Below are 20,549 nucleotides of genomic sequence, written 5' to 3' on the forward strand. Positions count from 1 at the left end.
TCATTCATCTCACCGCCTGAAAAGTGACATATCGGACACCACACTGCGTGGTGTCCGATATGTCATACAGGGGGTCATGTCGCCCGCTGTCACCGTTTCGGGAGTACGGTGATGGCATGGTGCGAATTCTCATTTTGGCTGCCCTGATCGTGGCGGCAATCGCTACGGTCACGGCCGCAATACTCGGTCCCTGGGGATGGTGGATCCCCGCTGTCATCTTCATCCTGCTGCTACTGCTCGGTATTCGAGACGCCGTGCAAACCCGGCACTCGATCCTCCGAAACTTCCCGGTGCTCGGACACGCGCGCTATTTCCTGGAGGAGATCCGCCCGGAGATTCAGCAGTACTTTATCGAGCGCAACTGGGACGGTAAGCCGTTCAGCCGCGATCAGCGTTCTTTGATCTACTCGCGTGCCAAGGGTTTCAAGGGTGACAAGGCCTTCGGTACCGAGCTCAACGTCAATCAGCCCGGCTACGAATACTTCATCCAGTCCATCGCACCCAAAGCGGTACCTGATCTGGGTCACGGTGTCCGATTGGGCGGCCCGGACTGCACGCAGCCCTATGACGCTTCGCTGCTCAATATTTCGGCCATGAGTTTCGGTTCACTGTCCAAGAACGCGGTACTGGCCATGAACAAGGGTGCGGCACAGGGCGGGTTCGCGCACGACACCGGTGAGGGTGGCCTGACCAAGTACCACCGTGCCTACAACGCAGATCTCATGTGGGAGTTCGGCTCGGGATATTTCGGAACCCGTGACAAGGACGGCCAGTTCGACCCCGAGAAGTTCCGGGAGAAATCCAACCTGGAACAGGTCAAGGCCATCACCGTGAAGCTGTCGCAGGGTGCCAAGCCCGGTCTGGGCGGTGTTCTCCCGGGAAACAAGGTCACTGAAGAGATCGCCGAGGCCCGCGGCGTACCGGCTGGCGAGACCTGTATTTCTCCGGCCAGCCACTCCGCATTCACCACGCCACGCGAACTGGTTCGCTTCATCGGCCAGTTGCGTGAACTCTCGAATGGTAAGCCCATTGGCTTCAAGCTGTGCATCGGCTCCCGCGTGGAAATCCTGGCCATCTGTAAGGCCATGATCGAGGAGAAGATCACCCCCGACTTCATCATCGTGGACGGTTCCGAGGGCGGCACCGGTGCGGCACCTCTGGAGTACCAGGACCATGTGGGTACCCCGCTGGTCGAGGGCATCATCCTGCTCCACAATGCACTGGTGGGCACCGGGCTGCGTGACCGCATCAAGATCGGTGCGGCCGGCAAGATCATCTCGGGTCACGACATCGTGCGCCACATCATTCAGGGCGCGGACTTCTGCATGAGCGCTCGCGCCATGATGATGGCCGTTGGCTGTATCCAGGCTCAGAAGTGCCACACCAACACCTGCCCCGTGGGCGTGGCCACTCAGGATCCCAAGTTGTACCGTGCCCTGGACGTCGATTCCAAGGGCGATCGTGTGGAGCGCTACCACCGCTTGACCGTTGAAGAGGCCGGACAGATCATCGCCACCATGGGTTGCGAGAGCCCGGAACAGATGACGCGCCAGATGCTGCGCCGTCGCATTACCGCAACCGAGAGCGTTTCCTACGAGTCGCTCTACCGTTGGCTGGATCGCGGTGAACTGTTCGAAGGTGTAGAAGGCGGCTGGGGCGAGGACTGGGACTACGCCAGCGCTGACAGCTTCACCCCGGGTCACCCTGGCAAGTATGTGTACAACGATCGCACCGAGTTCACTCACGAAGGGGAGACCACGGTGCGTCGCGAACCGGAACTGGCAACCGTGGCACAAGGATCCTCCGCAATGGGTTCGGACGTCACGCCTGAGCCTCGGCATGGCACTGCCCCTCGATTGGCCGACCACGAATTGACCGGGACCGCCTCGAGACAGGACGATCGCCGGTCCAGCAATGTGGGAGATACCAAACGCGCCGAGGGCCAACCCGGTACCGAGCCCGGTGCCCAGCACACGACTACGAGTCCGGATGAGACCGACGGGCACGTGGACCCTGCCGACAAGTAAGATCGGAAACTGACCTAGAATGTGGGTCGGAGATTCCTCCTGAGGCGGCGTCGCGACCAGCGGCGTCGCCTCAGGTCCACCGAGCTACCGGTACCGAACCAGGATTGAGAGAGCCTTGCGAGAATTCACCGCACGCTTTGCCACTGACGAAGAAATTCGCGCGTGGGACTCCCACGTCACGGCCAATCCCTCCGGCGGCAACCTGCTGCAGTCCGAGGCCTTCGCGGAGGTCAAGAAGGACCACGGGTGGACCCCGCGCCACGTGGTGTACGAACCCACGGATGGTTCGCAGCCCAGTTACAACCTGGCTCTCGAAAAGCGTGTCCCCGGTCTCGGCAAGATCTGGTACATGATTAAAGGTCCGGACGTGGAGTCGATCGATGACATGCCCGGGATCGTGGCGGCCAACAAGAAATTCGTGGCAGGCGCCGCCAAAGGTGTCTTCGCGATCAAGTACGAGCCCGAAATTCTGGCCTCGGACTACGCGAGCGGCCTGCTGGCCCGCTGTGGCCTTGTGAAATCCTTCGAGATCCAGCCCAACGATTCCACCGCCGTGCTGGACACGACCCCCGATGAGAAGGCGCTGTTGAAGTCGCTGCACTCTCGTGGCCGTAATGCCGTGCGCCGCGCCACCCGCGAGGGCTGCGAGGTCGAACGGGTGGAACTCACCGAGGACAACATGCGGGCCATGTACGCCCTCATGGACACCGTGGGGCAGGGCCATGCAAAGGTCACCCTGCGTTCCTACGAGTACTACCGCGCCTTCTGGACCAATTTTGCCGAACGCGGCCAAGGTCGGCTCTACTTCACCTATGAGGACGGCGAACCCTCGGTGGGTGCCTACGTGATCGCGTACGGCTCCAAGGGCACCTACAAGGACGGCGGTTCCAAGCCGCGCCGCAAGCAGTACGGTGATTCGCACCTGCTTCAGTGGCAGGCCATTCTGGATCTCAAGAACGACTTCGAGATCGAACAGTACGACTTCTGCGGTACGCCGCCCAGCGACCAACTCAAGAACAAGGAGCACCACTACTACGGTCTGGGGTTGTTCAAGACGAGTTTCACCAAGACGGTCGTGGACTATGTGGGCGTGTGGGACCAGCCACTGAACAAAGCCAAGTACGCGGCGTGGGCCAACCTCGGAGAAAAGGTGCAGCGTCAGCTCTGGGTTCGCCGTACCGGCCAGCCGTTCTACTGATCCGTGGCGGTGTAGAAACTCGTCTGTACACCGTTCATCACCACTAGCAGTAACCTGCGGGGTCAGGGAGGTTCAACGGCATTGAGCGTGACCGAGCAACTTCGGGAGCTTGCCCATCACGGGTATCCGTCCTCGGGGGCAGACCCCTGGCATGATGACCTGGGTGGTGAGCCCTTCGGCCCGGGTGGCGACACCTCACTGACGGATGCGGCTCGCCCGATCACGATGTACGGCTTCTCCCCGGTAGCCGTCAGGCCCACGGAATCTCAGGCCGCCCGTGCACAGACTCGCGCGCAGCTCGCTACGGGACTGCAGCCGGTCGTCCCGGCCGATGGTTCAGACACGGCACGAACTGGCAGTGTGTCGTCGCAGGTCGGTGCCCTGCCGGTACTCACCCCTAGCCAGATCGAGGCGGACAAGGCAGGGGCCACCCCGCGCCCTCAGGGTGCCGCGGCGACTAGGCCGGTCACTCAGATCTCTCGTCGCGGTTCGGCGCAGACCACCGCGGTGGAACGTCCCGAAACCTCCGGGATCGCCCACGAACCCGCGCCTGCCACCACGCAGGTACCCCGCGGCGCCTACCCGTCCACGCGTACGCGGGTCGCGCGGTCTTCCAAGGACAAACTCAAGTCGATGATCCGGGGCGACGCCGCTCCGACCGCACCCATGCGCGTGGTCGATCGACTCACTGCCACGCCGTTCCACAACCTCAGGCGTTTCGGGGACAGCAACGATCGGCAGGCTCGCCGGACTCTTAACTTTGCACTGCGGTTGGCCGAAACCATGTTCCACTACGGCGCCGACGCCCTGGACGTGGAGAACGCGATCGTTGCGGTGTGTGCCACCTACGGCGTGGAAAACCTCGAAGTGGACATCACCAACCAGTCGGTGACCATCAACTATGTCGCTGAGATGACCGAAACCGGCAAGCTCACGGCCGCCGGCCGGAGCACCGACGGCACGGGACAAATCACCAAGTCCCGCACCAGCCAGGACGTGCTGGACGACCCCAACACGTACAGCCACACGGTCATGCGCGTTGTGCGGTCCTGGACCGACAACTATGCCGGGCTGGCCAATTCGCATCAGCTGGTGACCCGCATCATCGAGGGCACCATGCCCCTCAAGGAAGCCGAACGGGAGCTCACCGAGATCAATTCACGGCCCAAGCCGTACCCCAAGTGGGCGGTGTGGTTGGCCACCGTGGTAGCAGCGGCCACCATCACCGTAGCCATCGGCGGTGGCGCGGCCGGAGCCTTGGTCGCGGCGGTCTCGTCGGTTCTGGTCCAGGTCGTCTCGTCGAAGCTCGGCGCCTGGCGCATCCCGGAGTTCTTCGCGCTGGCGGCCAATGCCCTGATCGTGACGCTCGCGGCCATGGGGATCTCGGCATTGGGAGTGGACCTGTCACCACCCAGAGTCATCGCGGGTGGCATCATCATGCTGCTGCCCACCACGCGCATGGTGTCCACCATGCAGGACGCCATCAACGGGTTCCCCGTGACCGCCATGGGACGACTGATGTCCACGTCCTTCGCTTTCCTCGGAATCATCGCCGGGATCGCGGTGGGTATCGCCCTCTCCGGATACTTGGGGATTCCGCGCATCGACGTGTCCCAGTCCTCGTTCACACCGCCGGATGCGTTGACCAACACGGTCTTCATGCTCATCTCCACGGCCTTGGTGGCCGTGACCATGCAGGCCAAACCGCGGCACATCTTCCCCGCGGTACTGGCAGCGTTGGCGGGGCTGTTGGTGTTCCATATCGGCGGAGATTACGGGCTGGGGGCCCGACTGGATACGGCTCTCGGCGCAACCACCACCGGGTGTGTAGCAGCCTTGCTCGCAGCGCGCTCACGTATCCCGCAGACGATCCTGGCCATCCCGGCCATGACCTACCTGTTGCCCGGGCTCTCCATCTTCCGCGGTATGTATGCCATCACCGTGGAGGTGGAGACCACGGGGGACGGTTTCACCGGCCTGATCAATGCCATGGCGTCCATCGTGATGATGGCTTCCGGTGTCGTGCTCGGAAGCTACCTGATGCGACCGTTCGTGGAGCGCATGAAGATCTTCTCGTTGCGCCGGAACCGGCGCCGCTGACGTGACTGACTCACCGGACTAACATGCCCGGGAGGGCGAGGCGTTGGCGGAGCCAGCGAGCGGGATCTAGCGGACCTACGCCCGCTGGGCCGGGCCGGCGTTCCGGGATCAGAGAATCTTGCCCACGGGCAGTTTCTTCTCCGCCTGGAAGAGGTCCTCGTTGCGTCCTGCGGCCCAGTAACCGGACAGTGATACCTGCGAGCGGTCCAGGTTGCGACGGTCGAAGAGTTCCTTGCGGGCTTCTTTCATGGCTTCGCGCTCACCGTGCACGAAAGCCTGGACCCCGGTCAGGTCCGAGGGCCACTCGGCCTGGGCGATCGCCACAACGAGGGCTCGTTCACCTGGTTGCTGACTCGAGCGGTAGACCCAGCGAATCTCGACATTCTCCGGAACGGCCACGTCATCGAGGTCATGCTGGTGTGCGGGGCCCTGCACCTCGAGGATTGCCAACCCCCGGGCGGTCTCAGGAAGAGCTTCGACGTTCGCCAGGACGGCGGGAATGGCGGCCTCGTCGCCGGCCAGCAGTGTCCAGGAAGCGTTCGGATCGGGTTCCCATTTCCCCCCGGGCCCCACGGCCACGAGGCGATCGCCCGGCTTGGCGGTGGCCGCCCACGGGCCCGCGTGACCCTCGATGCCGTGCAGGGCGACGTCGATCCACAAGGTGCCCGCGGCGGCGTCGTAGCGGCGCAGCGTCATGTGACGCGTGACGGGCAGGTCCTCGGGAGCCGCCGATTCGCGCACGGACCAATAATCCGGGAACTCGCCCGCGGGCGTCTCGGCCAGCGTGGCGTCCGAGAAGAACACGAGTTTGACGTATTTTTCAGGCGGGGTGATGTCCTGATAATCCTCATGGTTGAGGATGCTGCACACCACGCGCACCATGCCCGGGGAGAGTTCTTTGCGTTCGACCACCTCGAGATTGAGCTGAGGCTTCCGAGGTTTACGCGCGGCGCTCTTGTCCATGACCCCAGCTTAGGTGTTCCTAAGCAGGGATCGTCCAGTTGACGGGCTGGGCACCTAGTTCTTCGAGCAGCGCATTCGCACGGGAGAATGGGCGCGAGCCGAAGAATCCGCGGGACGCGGAGAGCGGCGAGGGGTGTACCGATTCCACGGTGGGCGCCCCGCCCAGCCACTGCTTGGTGTCTCGGGCGTCCCGGCCCCACAGAATTCCGACCAGGGGAGTGCCGCGCTGGGCCAGGGCCTTGATCGCGCACTCCGTGACGGTCTCCCAGCCCTTGCCACGGTGCGATGCGGGGGAACCTTCTCGCACGGACAGGGCCCTATTCAACAGCATGACCCCCTGCTCGGACCACGACGAGAGATCCCCGTGTTCGGGCGGCGACACATCCAGATCGGACTGTAGTTCCTTGTAGATGTTCTGCAGGGAACGGGGAATCGGTCGAACGTCGGGCTGTACCGAGAAGGACAGGCCCATGGCGTGCCCCGGAGTGGGGTACGGATCTTGACCGACGATGAGGACTTTCACCTCCGAGAAGGGCTCCTGGAAGGCCCGGAAAATGTTCTCGCCGCTCGGGAAGGTGCGGTGGCCTGCGGCGTGCTCGGTACGCAGGAATTCGCCCATGTTCCGAATGGTCGGCTCCACGGGTTGTAGCGCCTGTGCCCAGTCGTCGCTCATGATCTCGTTCAAGGGACGAGGGTCGGTCATGAGTGGATCTCCATTCACGGGTGGCTACGAATTACACGTATGAGATTACCGGTTAGGGTGGCTGTCATGGCTGAACCGGACGATGGGCTCGATTCCCTGGACAAGGCCATCCTGCAGCTGGAATCCGAGCACTGGAAGTATCGCGGCGCGAAAGAATCCGCGATACGGCAGCGCCTGGGCCTCAGCCCCGTGAATTACTACCAGCGCCTCAATGCACTGATCGACCGCGACGACGCCGCTCGGTTCGCTCCCATGCTGATCTCTCGTCTCCGCCGGGCGCGGCTGCGCTGACGGGTAGGAGAACTCGGAGCGGGCGTGGGATAGTAGAAGCAAACCCTGGCTGACCGGAAGCGCACATAATGAGTGAATACCCCCGCGACGAATTCGACGACGTTCCCGAGGACGGAACGCGTCAAGGTGCCCACCGAGGTCACAACCCTCAGGCTCGCACCGGTTCTCGCAAGGGATTTCTCGCCATCATCGGGGCGGGAATCCTGGCGCTGGCCGTGGGAGCCGTGGCGTTCGTGAATGCTCCGCGCACCGCTCAGGACGCCGTCGAGAACACCCCGTCACCATCGGGCAGCATCACTACAAGCACTCCCGAACCCAGCCCGTCAGAAACTTCGGACGACCCCACGAACGAACCCACAGATCCGGGGGCGCAAGTTCCAGCCGTGCCCGGTGAGGGTGGCGTACCCGGCCAGGAGCCGGCCGCACCCGCGGATCCAGGCGCACCCCAGGACCCAGCTGCCCCGGTCGCACCCGAGTCACCAGCCGCTCCGGAAGCTCCCGCGCCTCCTGCACCGCCTGCACAGCCCGGTCCCGAGACCCCGGTCAATCCGGCGCCCGAGGTTCCAGGCGTTCCTCCCGAAGTACCGGGCGAAGGGGCAGCACCGGCCGGAGACCCTGCCGAGCCGGGCACCGGCGCGGCCGACTCCGAGCCCGGTGACTCCGCCGGTCAGGAACAAGCGGGCGCAGCCAACGGAGCGGACTCCTCTGATGCCGCTACCGGGAAGGCCGCCGACAACGCAGCCGAACCCGCCGTCACCTCACCGGACGCCGCGGCCGCCGTCGGGGCGTCCCAGAGTCCGTAGAAGTAGGCGTATTCGGCGTTTCAGCCCCGAATGAAACGTGAGTTCTCCTGACTCAAGACGTTTGCACTCTCCGGGGGCGAGTGCCAGTATTGACTTAGCACTCAGTTGAGTGGACTGCTAACCCCGGGTCCGGGGGAGGCCCACTCGCACGATCGAGTGAAAACCATCCATCACGGTGAGGTGCGTTTCGCACGGGTGAGGACCCGCGCGAACCATCGTCCGTCGCGGGCACCGTGATGAACAGATTTGTTTGTCAACCGTCCAGGAGGGACGCAACACATGGCAAAGATGATCGCATTTGACGAAGAGGCACGCCGCGGACTCGAGCGGGGTCTGAACACCCTCGCCGATGCCGTCAAGGTGACCCTTGGCCCGCGCGGACGCAACGTTGTTCTGGAGAAGGCCTGGGGCGCTCCCACCATCACCAACGATGGTGTGTCGATCGCCAAGGAAATCGAGCTCGAGGATCCGTACGAGAAGATCGGCGCCGAGCTCGTCAAGGAAGTTGCCAAGAAGACCGACGATATCGCCGGTGACGGTACCACCACGGCCACCGTGCTCGCACAGGCCCTGGTCAAGGAAGGCCTGCGCAACGTTGCCGCCGGTGCCGACCCGCTGTCGCTCAAGCGCGGTATCGAGAAGGCCGTTGCCGCCGTGACCGAGGAACTGCTGTCCTCGGCCAAGGAGATCGAGACCGAGGAAGAGATTGCCGCCACGGCGTCGATCTCCGCCGCTGACCCCGAGATCGGCAAGCTCATTGCTGCCGCCATGGAGAAGGTCGGCAAGGAAGGCGTCATCACGGTCGAGGAGTCCAACACCTTTGGGCTGGACCTCGAACTGACCGAAGGTATGCGCTTCGACAAGGGCTACCTGTCCGGTTACTTCGTGACCGACGCAGATCGTCAGGAAGCGGTCCTCGAGGATCCCTACATCCTGATCGTCAATTCCAAGATCTCCAACGTGAAGGACCTGGTCCCCGTCCTGGAGAAGGTCATGCAGGCCTCCAAGCCGCTGCTGATCATCGCCGAGGACGTCGAGGGCGAGGCCCTGGCCATGCTCGTGCTGAACAAGATGCGCGGGGCCGTGAAGTCCGTGGCCGTCAAGGCCCCCGGCTTCGGTGACCGTCGCAAGGCCCAGTTGGCAGACATCGCCATCCTCACCGGCGGTCAGGTCATCACCGAAGAGGTCGGCCTGTCCCTGGAGTCCGCAACTCTGGACCTGCTGGGCACCGCCCGCAAGGTGGTCGTCACCAAGGACGAGACCACCATCGTCGACGGCGCCGGCACTCAGGACGAGATCGAGGGCCGCGTGGCCCAGATCCGCGCCGAGATCGCCAACTCCGATTCGGACTACGACCGAGAGAAGCTGCAGGAGCGCCTGGCCAAGCTGGCCGGCGGTGTGGCAGTGCTCAAGGCTGGTGCCGCTACCGAGGTGGAGCTCAAGGAGCGCAAGCACCGCATCGAGGATGCCGTACGCAACGCCAAGGCAGCCGTTGAAGAGGGCATCGTCGCCGGTGGTGGCGTGGCACTCATCCAGGCCGGTCAGAAGGCCTTCGACAAGCTGCAGCTCACCGGTGACGAAGCAACTGGCGCCAACATCGTCAAGGTGGCCATCGACGCACCGCTCAAGCAGATCGCCGCGAACGCGGGCATGGAGCCCGGCGTTGTCGTGGACAAGGTGCGCGGCCTGCCCACCGGTCACGGTCTCAACGCCGCAACCGGTGAATACACCGACCTGATGGCTGCGGGCATCAACGACCCGGTCAAGGTGACCCGCTCTGCACTGCAGAACGCGGCCTCCATCGCCGGCCTGTTCCTCACCACCGAGGCGGTCGTCGCGGACAAGCCCGAGCCCGAGGCTCCCGCCGGTGCCGGTGCGGATCCCATGGGTGGCATGGGCGGCATGATGTAAGCAGTGCCCTAGGGCACGCTTGACCGCCTCGTGCGGTTCAGCCGTCACATAGCCCCCGGAACGCAGTTCAGCTGCGTTCCGGGGGCTCTGTCGTGCGCCTATGATCGGAGCTAGACAGGAGGTGCACCGTGTGGGAGTGGGACGAAGAATTCTGGGCCCAGGCCACGGCGGTGCTGCTCGCCTTCGGTTTGTGCACCGTTGTAGGGGTGGAACGACAACTCAGACGAAAATCAGCCGGAATTCGCACCCACGCACTGGTGGGCACGGGCTCGGCCATTTTCACGCTGGTTTCCGCCTATGGTTTCCATGTGCTTCCCGGAATCGAGCAGGGGCCGGGGGATCCCTCGCGTATCGCGGCGCAGGTGGTTACCGGAATCGGGTTCCTTGGGGCGGGGGTCATTTTCCTGCACAAAGACGTGGTTCACGGGCTGACAACGGCCGCGAGCGTGTGGGTTGCGGCGGCAGTGGGCATGGCCTGTGGGGCCGGGCTGTTCTCCTTGGCGGTCCTCGGAACGTTGATCCAGTTGTTCGTCTCCCTGGTGCTCAAACCGGTTTCCGCTTTTCTGCACAAGTACCCCGGTCACCGGGCCGTTGAACTTCGCTACGAGGACGGCAAAGGGGTGCTGCGCTCCGTTCTTGCCGCGGCCACGGAATTGGATCTTGCGGTCACGGTGCTGCGCACGGATCGGATGTACACCAGTTCCGGAGCCCACGTGGTGATGGTGCTCAAGATGCTGGGGCGCACGGACGTCCACCGTGCCGTGGTCGAGTTCTCCGAGCTTCCCGGTGTGATCTCTGCAGCGGTGATGCCGGAACCGGAAGCCGACGAATAGTCAGTTACTGCCTGTCGGAATCGTTTGTAAGGATGATGGCATGACGATTATTGCTGCGGCGGACGGTTCTGCCCTGGGAAATCCCGGCCCCGCCGGTTGGGCCTGGTTCATCGACGAGACCTCCTGGCGGGCCGGTGGCTGGAACCACGGCACCAACAACATGGGTGAGCTCACCGCGGTGTTGAACCTCTTGGAGTCAACCCGCCACCTGACGGACGAACCCCTCAAGATCCTGTGCGACAGCCAGTACGTCATCAACTCGATCACCAAGTGGATGCCGGGCTGGAAAAAGACGGGTTGGAAGAAGAAGGACGGTAAACCCGTCCTCAACGTGGACATCATGAAGGCCCTGGACCGGGAAATGGCCGGACGCACCGTGGACTTCGAATGGGTCAAGGGCCACGCCGGGCACGAACTCAACGAAGCGGCGGATGAGCGCGCCCGCGCCATGGCATCCGCTTATCAAGCGGGCCGAGCCCCCGGAGACATGCCCGTTGGACCGGGCTACCGCGACCGTGACGGGTCCGTGCAGGAAACGCCGTCCCAACGGCCGGCCCCGGCAGCGGCCACGGTCTCGACCCTTGGTACTCAATCCCTTGAGGAACCGGACCTGTTCTCAGAACTGTGGAGCGGCAACGAGGATCCGGTACTCGAGGATTCGAGCGCACATGAACGCATCACCCGGGAGGCGGACCCCGCCAACCGCGTCCTGTCGCTCGAGACCGCCATGCTGACCCCCACAACTACCGAGGGTCGCCGCATGGGACTACTGCACGATGATTTTGAATACGTGGCCCGCGACGGTTCCGTCAACGGGGCCCAGCACTTTGTCACGGAGCTTCAGGGAGGCGCTTACGGTGCGGATCCGGACATGAGTCACAGCGCCTCAGTAGCCCTGGGCTCCACCGCGTACCACGTCTCCTACCGGCTCACCGACGGCTCCGCCGTGACCCGGCGTAGCTCACTGTGGATCCGCGAGGACCACCACAACGAAATGGGGCCCTGGCTGCTCCGCTACCACCAGGTCACGACGGAAAGCTGACCCGAATCAGCCCGCAAACATTCGAGCGTTGGCGGCCTCGGTCTCCGCGTACTGGTTGCCCGCGGTCGTCAGAGCCTGATTGATCTGCGCCATGGCCTGTTCCATCTGGGCCTGGGCAGCTCGCCATGACCGGAAGGCTTCCTGGAAGCTGGCGGACGCGGTACCGGTCCAGGAATTCTGCAGGTCCGTGAGTGTGGAGGTCATGCCGTTGACCTCACCGGTCAGGCGTTCGATGTGGCCTTGGGCCTGTTGGGATTTGGCGGCAATGGTGTCGCTATCGACCACGAACTGTGCCATGGCTGTCTCCTTGCTGTGGGTGTGAGCTTCCGTGAATACTCGGACACTCACACCGTAGGCAGCCGTTGGTCACGGTGGGGGTCGACAACCGCGCCCGGTGGATTCAGTCGATCACGGGAGCGTTATCCACAGGCTGACTGTGCGGGACTCGCACGGTGAAGGTCGCTCCTCCGCCGGGGGTCTCCTCGAGTTTCACGGTGCCGTCGTGCTGTTCCACGATGGCCGCCACGATGGACAGCCCCAATCCTGTACCGCCGGTTTCGCGGGTGCGAGAGGAATCGGCGCGGTAGAAGCGCTCGAAGACCCGATCGGCGTCGTCGCCGTGGATGCCGGGGCCGTGATCGCGAACCTGCAGCACGGCGTCGAACTGGGAATCGACGGTCGGTTCCAAGCCCACCGCCAGCTCAAGGGGCGTGCCGCCCGGGGTGTACCGGAGCGCGTTGGTGAGCAGGTTCGCCACGACCTGGCGCAACTTGGACTCGTCACCGTGGGTCCAGGCCTGCTCCGGTGTGCTGTCCGAGAGCCCGACCACCTGGACCACGCGATCCGGTGCGGTGGCGTGCGCGTCGGAAGCGGCATCGTAGGCGAGGTGTAAAAGATCCATGTGCTGCATGGTGGCTGCCCGGCGTTCGTCCAGACGCGCCAGCGTGAGCAGATCCTCGACCAATTGAGTCATGCGCTTGGCCTCGGACTCGATCCGGTCCATGGCTTTGCCCACGTCCTCCGGATTCTGCAGGGCACCGTGGCGGTACAGCTCCGAATAACCGCGGATGGACACCAAAGGCGTGCGCAGCTCGTGCGAGGCGTCGGCCACGAACCGACGCAACTTGGTTTCGGACCTGGTGCGGGCCTCGAACGCGTCCTCGATGTGTCCGAGCATCGTGTTGAGCGACATGGACAACTGACCGATCTCGGTCTGCGAGTTGTAGCCCTCCATGCGCTGTGACAGGTCGCCCTCGGCGATCTGCGCGGCCGTGGACTCCACTTCCCGCAACGGCGCGAAGGCCCTGGTGACCAGGACCCACCCCACCGCCATGGCGGCCAGCAGCGTGGCCAGGCCAAAACTGAAGGTCAGCAGGGACACCGCAGAAATGATGGAATTGGTGCGGTCCAGAGGTTGAGCGACCACCACGGCCATGTCGTAGTGCTGAAGCTTGGCCGGCAGGACCCGCCATTTCCGTTCGGGAGCGCCGATTGCGGACACGGTGGTGGGCTGCAAGTTGTTGGCCACCACGGTGGACAGATTCATGCCGGAGAGATCCGGGGCCGGCCGGGTCGCGCTGGAATCCTGACTGTTCTCCGCCGCGGCAATCACATTGCCCTGCGCGTCCAACAGGTATCCGGAATGGGGGACCGGCGTGGCAATCGTGCCCTCGAGGCCGTCCAGGAGCGCCGTGGACACGGAACTCACGGACTGCCTCAGCTCCTGATCCGTGTTGTCGACCAGGGCGTCCCGAAGCACGGAAATGGCCACCAGCGAGGTCACGAGAATGCTGGTGGCCAGCAGCAGGCCCGTGAGGACCATGAGCTGCGAACGCAGTGAGGCGGAACGCCACCTGCGGGAAATCCGGGTCAAGAGATCAGTGGCGCTTGTCGGACGAGCGCAACAGGTATCCGACACCGCGCTTGGTGTGGATCAACGGCGCCTGTTCCGGATCGTTGTCGATCTTGCGGCGCAGGTACGAGATGTAGGACTCCACGATCGAGGCGTCACCGTTGAAGTCGTACTCCCACACGTGGTCCAGGATTTGGGCCTTGGACAGCACACGGTTCGGGTTGAGCATCAAATAACGCAGCAACTTGAACTCGGTGGGGGAGAGATCGATCTCGCGGTCGCCGCGGAAGACCTCGTGGGCGTCGTCGTCGAGGACCAGGTCGTCCACGTGGAGCCTGGAGTCCTCTTCCTCAATGGGCTGGGTGCGGCGCAACACGGCGCGGATGCGGGCGACCACCTCGTCCAGACTGAACGGCTTGGTCACATAATCATCGCCACCCACGGTCAGGCCGGTGACCTTGTCATCCGTGTCGTCCTTGGCGGTGAGGAACAGGATGGGGAAGTGACGACCAGCGGCGCGCAGCTTGCGGGTCACGGAGAATCCGTCCATGTCCGGGAGCATGACGTCAAGAACAGCCAGGTCCGGGTTCTCGGCCTCCGCCTTGAGCAGGGCGTCGCGCCCGTTGGCCGCGGTCACCACCTCGAAGCCGGCGAAGCGCAGCGACGTTGCCAGCAGCTCGAGGATGTTGGGTTCGTCGTCGACGACGAGCAGTTTGGCTTCAGGAGTCTTATCGTTCACCGTGCCAGTATCTCGGAGTTTCCTGAGCACAGACTGAAGCAATTCCTGCGGTTGTCTGGACGCGTCCGACGCCGCTCGGTCGGGTTCAGCGGCGGCGTCGCCTGAGCGCCGTGCGAGCCAGCTCGATGCACATGAGCATGAAGGCCACCGGGAAGAAGATCGCGGGGAAGATCGTGAATCCGCCCCACACGGTCTGACCCATGAGCGCCGCGATCAGGACGATCACCAATGACACCGAACTCAGTGCGGCCAGGATCAAGGCGATCATACCCAGCCCCGTGAGGCCTCCGATACGGACGGGTCGGGCGGGCTGAGGGTGTTCCGTGTGTGTGGGATCAGACATGGTCACCAAGGTACCAATTCAGCTCACGCGGTGGGTGAACAGCGGCTCGGACCACTCCGGCGAGGGGATAGACTCAAGAGTTCTTAGACGACCGTGAACGCCCCGCCCACCAGGGCCGGGAGCGAGACAAGAGAAACTGAGGTGATCCGCGTGCCCACGGGCAAAGTCAAGTGGTTCGATTCCGAGAAGGGTTTCGGCTTCCTGGCAACGGATGATGGACAGGAAGTGTTCTTACACTCTTCCGCCCTCCCGCAGGGAGTCACCACAGTTAAGCCGGGAACCCGCATGGATTTCGGCATTGCCGCCGGACGCCGCGGTGCCCAAGCCCTGTCCGCCACGATCATCAGCAAGCCGCCTTCCGTGGCTCGTAACACCCGCAAGCCGGCCGAGGAGATGGCGGTGCTGACGGAAGACCTGATCCGCCTGCTGGACGACATGTCTACCGGACTGCGCAAGGGCCGGTACCCGGACCGTGCGCACGGACACAAGATCGCCTCCATCCTGCGCACCGTGGCGGATGAGCTCGATGTCTGAGGAAACCACCACGCAGCCTGAGGGGACCGCCGAGAGTACGGATCAGCCCGCCGCGGTGGCGACCCTGCGACGTCGTGCGCCCAAACAGGACGGCACGCTCGCCCAGGCCGTCGACATCGCCCGCCAGGCGGTCGTGGATTCCGCCGGTGCGGAGAACGTGGGGGAACACCTGGGCATCGACGTGCACGAGGACCGACTGCTGACCCACCTGTTCGAGTGCACCATGTCCGGGTATCCAGGATGGACCTGGTTCGCGACGGTGGCCAGGGCGCCCCGGACCAAACTGGTCACGGTGTGCGAGGTCGGGTTGTTGGCCGGCGAAAATTCTTTGCTGGCTCCCGACTGGGTTCCTTGGGAAGAACGCATGCAGGCCGTCCATGATCAGGAAGACCACGACCAGGTCGAGGAATCAGGGGGCCAGGGCGAAAACCCCGACTCTCCCTCTGCGGGCTCTGAGGCCGGGTCCACCGAGACCACTGAAGCGGACGCCACCGAAACCGGCGCCGGGCAACCTGACGAGGACGCAGCCACAGAGGCAGGGACGACCGACGAGAACGAGGCGTCATCGTAAGAGCGCCCTCGTCCGCCGGTGAAACCAACGAGCACCCCGGCCCAGCGGAAACGCCGGGGACGGGGATGTTTCGTTCTCTGAAGATCCGCAACTACCGGTTGTGGTTCACCGGTGCTCTGGTGTCCAACATCGGGACATGGATGCAGCGCACGGCGCAGTCCTGGCTGGTGTTCGATGAACTGACCGACCACGATGCAACCGCCATGGGCGTGGTCATGGCCCTGCAGTTCTTGCCGCAGCTGTTGCTGGCCCCGTACGCGGGTGTTACGGCGGACCGCTACGACCGGCGCAGGATCCTCCTGGTGACCCAGACCCTCATGGGAGTGCTGGCCGCCGGGCTGGGGCTCATGGTGCTGTTCGGAGTGGCAGATCTCGTCACCGTGTATGCGTTCGCGCTGGGCTTGGGCATTGTCGCGACGTTCGATGCGCCGGTACGACAGACCTTCGTGTCCGAAATGGTGCCGGACACCCACCTCTCCAACGCGGTGGCCCTGAATTCCACCTCATTCAACTCCGCGCGGTTGATCGGCCCGGCCGTGGCCGGTGTCCTGGTCGCAGCAATTGGTTCCGGTTGGGTCTTCCTGCTGAACACTGTGACGTTCGCGGCCATGATTGCCGCGATCCTGGCGATCAATGACAAACAATTACGGTTGATGCCCAAGACCAAGCGAGGGCGAGGTCAGATCCGCGAGGGCATGGCATACGTAGTGCACCGGCCGGATTTGGTCGCCGTGATGGCCACGATCTTCATGATCGGTACGTTCGGGATGAACTTTGCCGTATATCTCGCCGCCATGGCGGGCTCTGAATTCGGTCGCGGTTCGCAGGAGTTCGGGGTGCTCAACTCGATGCTCGCCGTCGGAACGGTGACCGGTGCGCTACTGGCGGCCAAGCGGGCGCGAGCCAGACTGCGGTTCCTGTTCGCGGGGTGCATAGCGTTCGCACTCTCGACGCTCGGTGCCGCAACCGCGCCGTCCCTGGTGATCTTCGCGCTGTGGCTCATACCGAGTGGCGTCTCGGCCATGACCATCATGACCACGGCCAACGCGTACGTGCAGTCCACCACGTCCCCCGTTATGCGCGGGCGCGTGATGAGCCTCTACATGGCCATCTTCATGGGCGGCACGCCCATCGGTGCACCCGCCGTCGGTTGGCTCACCGATACTCTGGGCGCCCGCTGGGGCATGGGGTCCGCGGTGGCCGCGGGCCTGATCGGTGCGGCAATCGGGGCGTGGTTCTTCTGGCGGTTACGCAAGGAGCAAGGGCGGGTTCGTGAAGAACCGGCGGTCGAGTAGGCGAGCGATCTGTTAAAGCCGAGCGGGCGGCGTCGTCAACTACGACGCCGCCCGCTCAGCTCTCCGGGGCTACGCACCTTGAGCAGGTGCTTTCGAGACCGGCCGGGACGATCAGGACAGGGCGTTGGCCAAGGCCCAGTCGATGCACGCGAGCAATGCCTGGACGTCGGACTGGGGCACTGAGGCGAACGTGGCGATGCGCAGCTGATTGCGCCCGAGTTTCCGATAGGGGTCCACGTCCACCACACCGTTGGCACGGAGCACGGACAGCAGGCGGGCGGTGTACACGCTGTCGTCGAAATCAACGGTGCAGACCACGGGGGAGCGATGCTGCGGATCGGCAACGAACGGGGTCGCAGTGGGAGTTCGTTCGGCCCAGTCGTACACGAGGGACGAGGTGGCTGCGGTGTGTCCGGCGGCCCACGCCATTCCACCGTTGGCGTTGAGCCAGCGCACTTGCTCGCCGAGCATGACGAGACCCGCCAGAGCCGGAGTGTTATAGGTCTGATTCTTGCGGGAGTTCTCCACCGCCGTGGCCAGCGACAGGACATCCGGGATCCAACGGTCGGAACGCGAGAGCTCGGAAATCCGATCCAGCGCGGCGGGAGAAACGGCCGCGAACCACACACCGCCGTCGGAACCGAAGTTCTTCTGCGGAGAGAAGTAGTAGACGTCGGATTCGCTGATGTCCACGTGCATTCCACCCGCGGCGGACGTGGCATCAATGATCGTCAGCGCGTCAGGGTCGGTTCCCTGCGGCCGAGTGACATCCATGATCACGCCGGTCGATGTCTCGTTCTGGGGCCACGCGTAGACGTCGATGTCCGCCCGTGGTGCGGGGCCGGCCGGTCGCGACCCGGGGTCCGCGCGCAGGATGTCCGAAGGTTCCAGGTGCGGGGCGCGGTCGGTCACCTGGGCGAATTTGGAACCGAACTCCCCGAACGAGAGGTGCTGCGCGCGGCGTCGTACCAAGCTGAACGCGGCGCTGTCCCAAAAGGTGCTCGCGCCACCCAAGCCCAGGATGATCTCGTAGCCCTCGGGGAGTCCGAAGAACTCGGAGAGCCCTTCGCGGATCTCTCCTACGAGATTGCGTACGGGAGCCTGGCGGTGCGAGGTGCCCAGGAGATTGTGGCCCGCATCGACCAGGGCGCTGACCTGTTCCGGTCGGACGCGGGACGGGCCCGCGCCAAAGCGCCCGTCCGCGGGCAACAGGGAGGCGGGAATGACAGGCAACTCGGACACGGTGCTCCTAGCGTGGTGGATCATTGAGGCAGTTCCCATTCTGCCCCCTCCAGGTTGCGGGAGGACGCAGTGTGCTGGGGCGGGCGTACCTGTCGGAGTGGGCCGATATGCTTATCGTGAATTATTCAGGAAACCCCGAATGAGAGCGCTCCTACTCGACGCGCACCCAGATTTCTCGAAGGATGGACCATGAGCGGCGATTTAATCGACACCACCGAGATGTATTTGCGCACCGTGCTCGAACTTGAAGAAGAGGGCATTGTGCCCATGCGTGCCCGCATCGTGGAGCGTCTTCAGCATTCCGGGCCCACCGTCTCCCAGACGGTCTCCCGGATGGAGCGCGACGGACTGCTCGAGGTCCTCAAGGACCGTTCCCTGTCTTTGACGGAGGCTGGTCGGTCCAAGGCCATCGAGGTCATGCGAAAGCACCGGCTGGCCGAACGTCTGCTGGCAGACGTCGTGGGGCTGGACATGGCCTATGTCCACGAGGAAGCCTGCCGTTGGGAACACGTAATGAGTGAGCGGGTCGAGCGTCGCCTCATGGCGCTGCTGGATGAACCCCGCTACTCGCCGTACGGCACGCCGATCCCGGGGATGGACGCCATCGGCGGACCTCAGGTCGGTGCCGACCGTTTCAAGGGGATGAACCTTCTGGACGCCGCGACCCAGAACCGCTCGGCCACGTTCACCGTACGGTTGCTCCCCGAGGTCATTCAGGCGGATCAGGAGCTGATCGAGACCCTCAGCTCAGCCGGTGTGCTGAACGGGGCCCACGTCAAGGTTGCCCCCTCGGACTCCGATGATTTGCGTGTCCTGGTGACCGTGACAGACACGGGCCACAGCGTGGATCTGGACCATGTGAGCGCCAAAGCGATCCGCGTGGACCTCGAACAGAACTGAGTTTGATAACAACTTTGGGCTTGTCCCCGGATGTGTGGATCATCACGGTGTGTACTACATGTGAGCCCCGTCACATACCCGCGGTAGGTAGTGTTCTCCCACGTCAAAGGGTGTTTTCAAGGGTAAAATCACCTCCACTCCACAGCGAAACGGGGGACTGATTCTGTCGGGATTTCGACTTAATCAGGCCGCATTTATCCACGTCTGCACTCGTTTCGTGACCTGTCGTAACCAAAACGTGACAATTTCGTTATCTGTCATGTACTGTTCTTTTCGTGCCGATCGCTGGTCAGATCGGCGCTCACATGCGTACCGCCTAGTTCTGCCATCGCCTGTGATCCGTACACACAATCCGCAAGGCAGAAGCGGGGGAACCAACTTCGGGCCCGTCAAGATTTTTGGGTCCTTGGGGTTAAGTCACACCGAAGCCATTGGCTGGAGTGCGGCCGGATGTCTCCCATCCGAACCCGACAGCTCACCTCGTAGGCGCAGGGAGGAAAACCAAAATGACTTTTGTTACGAAGAACTCTGCCCGCCACCGCGTCGAGACCAACTCGCACGCAGTCCGCAACACCTCCATCGCAGCAGCTGCTGCTGGCGTTGCAGTGGCCGGCATCGTTGCCCCGGCTCAGGCCAACAGCGGCATCGTCGAGCTGGGCAGCAACACCTCTTACGGTTACCAGTCCGTGTCCTCGCTCGATTCCTTGGGTGGCACCAGCTACTCCTGGACCACCGAGGCTCCCGCTGCCGCACAGGCACCGGCTGCTCCCGCTGCAGGCGGCGTGGCGCAGGCTTCCAGCCACACCGAGCAGGACTCGGGCGTTTCCACCCAGTCCAACTCTTCCGCAAGCGGCGTCGTCGGCACCGCGTTCCAGGGTGTTGGCCAGGGCTACGTCTACGGTGGCCCCGCCGTTCCCGGGCAGTGGGACTGCTCCTCGTTCGTGCAGTGGGTTTACTCTCAGCACGGCGTGGACCTGCCCCGCACCACGTGGGCACAGTTCGCATCGGCCACCCCCACCTCCACCCCGCAGCCGGGTGACCTGGTCTCCCAGAACGGTGGCGGCCACGTGGGTATCTACATCGGCAACGGCCAGATGATCTCCGCTCTGAATGCATCTCAGGGCACGCAGGTTCACTCCGTGAACGCTATGCAGCTGGACGGCTACTACTCCGTACGCTGATCCGCATGAGCTGGGCGGCGA

The 20,549-nt window shown here is 63.8% G+C and carries 20 protein-coding genes and 1 riboswitch; of the genes, 13 read left to right on the forward strand and 7 right to left on the reverse strand.

The features are described from left to right. Positions 1–116 precede the first annotated feature (116 nt). The 3 genes from EWV37_RS05590 to EWV37_RS05600 all read left to right on the forward strand — a co-directional run bounded on the left by EWV37_RS05590 (position 117) and on the right by EWV37_RS05600 (position 5,325). Positions 117–2,027 carry an FMN-binding glutamate synthase family protein gene (locus tag EWV37_RS05590; RefSeq protein WP_129700360.1) on the forward strand — a complete coding sequence of 637 codons (1,911 nt, stop codon included), beginning with the start codon at positions 117–119 and terminating at the stop codon, positions 2,025–2,027. Between the two features lie 115 nt (positions 2,028–2,142). Then, a complete protein-coding gene (locus tag EWV37_RS05595) occupies positions 2,143–3,225 on the forward strand; it encodes a lipid II:glycine glycyltransferase FemX (protein WP_095796932.1) in 1,083 nt (360 codons plus the stop codon). 87 nt (positions 3,226–3,312) lie between these two features. Further along, positions 3,313–5,325, forward strand: coding sequence for a threonine/serine exporter family protein (locus EWV37_RS05600; protein WP_238663084.1), 2,013 nt, complete (start codon positions 3,313–3,315; stop codon positions 5,323–5,325). Between the two features lie 108 nt (positions 5,326–5,433). Here the strand turns inward: EWV37_RS05600 and EWV37_RS05605 are convergent, their stop codons facing one another. Both EWV37_RS05605 and EWV37_RS05610 read right to left on the reverse strand, forming a co-directional pair. Continuing rightward, a complete protein-coding gene (locus EWV37_RS05605; RefSeq protein ID WP_129700362.1) occupies positions 5,434–6,288 on the reverse strand; it encodes a siderophore-interacting protein in 855 nt (284 codons plus the stop codon). A gap of 19 nt (positions 6,289–6,307) precedes the next feature. Then, on the reverse strand, positions 6,308–6,991 hold the full coding sequence (locus tag EWV37_RS05610; RefSeq protein WP_129700364.1) for a uracil-DNA glycosylase: 684 nt from the start codon (positions 6,989–6,991) through the stop codon (positions 6,308–6,310). A gap of 66 nt (positions 6,992–7,057) precedes the next feature. Here EWV37_RS05610 and EWV37_RS05615 point away from each other — a divergent pair, with 66 nt between their 5' ends. The 5 genes from EWV37_RS05615 (at position 7,058) to EWV37_RS05635 (ending at position 11,871) form a co-directional block, all read left to right on the forward strand. Beyond that, positions 7,058–7,282 carry a DUF3263 domain-containing protein gene (locus EWV37_RS05615; protein ID WP_202976189.1) on the forward strand — a complete coding sequence of 75 codons (225 nt, stop codon included), beginning with the start codon at positions 7,058–7,060 and terminating at the stop codon, positions 7,280–7,282. Positions 7,283–7,350: 68 nt separating this feature from the next. After that, on the forward strand, positions 7,351–8,085 hold the full coding sequence (locus EWV37_RS15655) for a hypothetical protein (protein WP_238663085.1): 735 nt from the start codon (positions 7,351–7,353) through the stop codon (positions 8,083–8,085). Between the two features lie 279 nt (positions 8,086–8,364). Then, on the forward strand, positions 8,365–9,996 hold the full coding sequence (gene groL, locus EWV37_RS05625; protein ID WP_095796927.1) for a chaperonin GroEL: 1,632 nt from the start codon (positions 8,365–8,367) through the stop codon (positions 9,994–9,996). Between the two features lie 128 nt (positions 9,997–10,124). Next, complete coding sequence (locus EWV37_RS05630) at positions 10,125–10,829, forward strand: MgtC/SapB family protein (RefSeq protein ID WP_129700365.1); 705 nt, start codon at positions 10,125–10,127, stop codon at positions 10,827–10,829. 40 nt (positions 10,830–10,869) lie between these two features. Then, positions 10,870–11,871, forward strand: coding sequence for an RNase H family protein (locus EWV37_RS05635; protein WP_129700367.1), 1,002 nt, complete (start codon positions 10,870–10,872; stop codon positions 11,869–11,871). 6 nt (positions 11,872–11,877) lie between these two features. On the opposite strand, the gene EWV37_RS05640 is transcribed toward EWV37_RS05635, so the two are convergent. The 4 genes from EWV37_RS05640 to EWV37_RS05655 all read right to left on the reverse strand — a co-directional run bounded on the left by EWV37_RS05640 (position 11,878) and on the right by EWV37_RS05655 (position 14,805). Continuing rightward, a complete protein-coding gene (locus tag EWV37_RS05640; RefSeq protein WP_095796924.1) occupies positions 11,878–12,168 on the reverse strand; it encodes a WXG100 family type VII secretion target in 291 nt (96 codons plus the stop codon). Positions 12,169–12,271: 103 nt separating this feature from the next. Next, positions 12,272–13,744, reverse strand: a complete 1,473-nt coding sequence (locus EWV37_RS05645) for a sensor histidine kinase (protein ID WP_129700369.1) — start codon at positions 13,742–13,744, stop codon at positions 12,272–12,274. 4 nt (positions 13,745–13,748) lie between these two features. Continuing rightward, complete coding sequence (locus EWV37_RS05650) at positions 13,749–14,462, reverse strand: response regulator transcription factor (protein ID WP_095796922.1); 714 nt, start codon at positions 14,460–14,462, stop codon at positions 13,749–13,751. An 85-nt stretch (positions 14,463–14,547) separates the two neighbouring features. Then, positions 14,548–14,805, reverse strand: a complete 258-nt coding sequence (locus EWV37_RS05655; protein ID WP_129700371.1) for a hypothetical protein — start codon at positions 14,803–14,805, stop codon at positions 14,548–14,550. 150 nt (positions 14,806–14,955) lie between these two features. Between EWV37_RS05655 and EWV37_RS05660 the strand changes: the two genes are divergently transcribed. The 3 genes from EWV37_RS05660 to EWV37_RS05670 all read left to right on the forward strand — a co-directional run bounded on the left by EWV37_RS05660 (position 14,956) and on the right by EWV37_RS05670 (position 17,205). Further along, positions 14,956–15,339: a cold-shock protein gene (locus EWV37_RS05660; RefSeq protein ID WP_095797005.1), complete on the forward strand. Its 384-nt coding sequence runs from the start codon at positions 14,956–14,958 to the stop codon at positions 15,337–15,339. Further along, entirely contained in the window at positions 15,332–15,910 is a 579-nt protein-coding gene (locus EWV37_RS05665; protein WP_158222905.1) for a DUF3027 domain-containing protein, read from the forward strand. Before EWV37_RS05660 ends, EWV37_RS05665 begins: the two co-directional genes overlap by 8 nt. A 65-nt stretch (positions 15,911–15,975) precedes the next feature. Continuing rightward, the gene (locus EWV37_RS05670) at positions 15,976–17,205 is read left to right on the forward strand and encodes an MFS transporter (RefSeq protein ID WP_095796919.1); all 1,230 of its coding nucleotides are present in this window, start codon (positions 15,976–15,978) and stop codon (positions 17,203–17,205) included. 111 nt (positions 17,206–17,316) lie between these two features. On the opposite strand, the gene serC is transcribed toward EWV37_RS05670, so the two are convergent. Next, positions 17,317–18,471: a phosphoserine transaminase gene (gene serC, locus EWV37_RS05675; RefSeq protein WP_420843751.1), complete on the reverse strand. Its 1,155-nt coding sequence runs from the start codon at positions 18,469–18,471 to the stop codon at positions 17,317–17,319. Between the two features lie 165 nt (positions 18,472–18,636). On the opposite strand from serC, the gene EWV37_RS05680 reads away from it, so the two are divergent. Both EWV37_RS05680 and EWV37_RS05685 read left to right on the forward strand, forming a co-directional pair. Next, positions 18,637–19,347: a metal-dependent transcriptional regulator gene (locus EWV37_RS05680; RefSeq protein WP_095796917.1), complete on the forward strand. Its 711-nt coding sequence runs from the start codon at positions 18,637–18,639 to the stop codon at positions 19,345–19,347. A gap of 334 nt (positions 19,348–19,681) precedes the next feature. Further along, positions 19,682–19,848: riboswitch (cyclic di-AMP (ydaO/yuaA leader) on the forward strand. A gap of 5 nt (positions 19,849–19,853) precedes the next feature. Beyond that, the gene (locus EWV37_RS05685; protein WP_129700374.1) at positions 19,854–20,528 is read left to right on the forward strand and encodes a C40 family peptidase; all 675 of its coding nucleotides are present in this window, start codon (positions 19,854–19,856) and stop codon (positions 20,526–20,528) included. Positions 20,529–20,549 lie beyond the last annotated feature (21 nt).

Origin of the sequence: Kocuria carniphila, from assembly GCF_004136555.1 — a bacterium.
GTDB classification, from domain to species: Bacteria; Actinomycetota; Actinomycetes; order Actinomycetales; family Micrococcaceae; genus Kocuria; species Kocuria carniphila.